This is a genomic window from Asaia krungthepensis NRIC 0535 (assembly GCF_025995175.1).
GTDB classification, from domain to species: domain Bacteria; phylum Pseudomonadota; class Alphaproteobacteria; order Acetobacterales; family Acetobacteraceae; genus Asaia; species Asaia krungthepensis.
The window spans coordinates 1-813 of record NZ_BAPV01000052.1; the positions used below are offsets into that span (position 1 = coordinate 1).

The 813-nt window shown below is 62.9% G+C and carries 2 protein-coding genes; both read right to left on the reverse strand.

Annotated features, from left to right (window positions below):
• The coding region (locus AA0535_RS12300; protein ID WP_264816689.1) for a transposase at positions 1-308 on the reverse strand (308 nt) is incomplete at its 3' end.
• A 38-nt stretch (positions 309-346) separates the two neighbouring features.
• Positions 347-813, reverse strand: a 467-nt coding sequence (locus AA0535_RS12305; protein WP_264816691.1) for a transposase, incomplete at its 5' end; no start/stop codon positions are given.

Here is an 813-nt window from a genome sequence, read left to right on the forward strand (position 1 = left end):
TAGTGCTGGTGGACGAATCTGAGCCAGAGGAAGGCTGAGGCGATTGAAACAAATCCGAGGCAGGACTGTGCGGTCTTGTCATATCGTGTGGCAACACGCCGCCAGGTCTTGAGCCTGTGGAATATGCGCTCGATGCGGTTACGGAGCTTGTAGGCGTGCCGTTCGTGGCTGGCGGGGTTTCGCCTCCGGCATTTGGCCGTGATCACTGGCCGCGCGACGGTGTATGCGATGTCGGCCCGGATCTGATCGGCATCGTAGCCGCGATCTGCCAGGAGCTTGTCGAGACAACCGCCGATGGCGCGGAACAACGGTCCGAAGCCCTGCTGATCATGCGCCTACCCCGGCGTTAAGACGAAGGCGAGCGGGAGACCACGCGCATCGCATCGGGCATGGAGTTTGGTCGAGAAGCCGCCGCGTGATCGGCCAAACGCCTCGGCCGGACCAACGCCTTTTTCATGCCCGCGGTACAATGGCGAGCTCGCACAACCGTGCTGTCGATCATGTCGGCCGAGCGGTCACGCCCTGCGAGCTCCGCCAGAGTTTCAAGCAAAGCATCTAACACGCCCGGCTCAACCCAGCGGGGGTAACGGCGAAAGACGCAGTTCCACTTGCCGTAGTAGGACGGAAGATGGCGCCACCGCGCGCCCGTCCGCGTCATCCACATCATGCCGTCGAAGAACCGACGATCATCCCCGGCAGGGCGGCAACCACGTCCCGTCTCGGCCGGCAGCAGCGGGCCGATCAGCGCCCATTCCGCATCCGTCGCCCCGATCGTCTCGTCCAATCCCAACTCCAAATGACAGTATTGAGTCA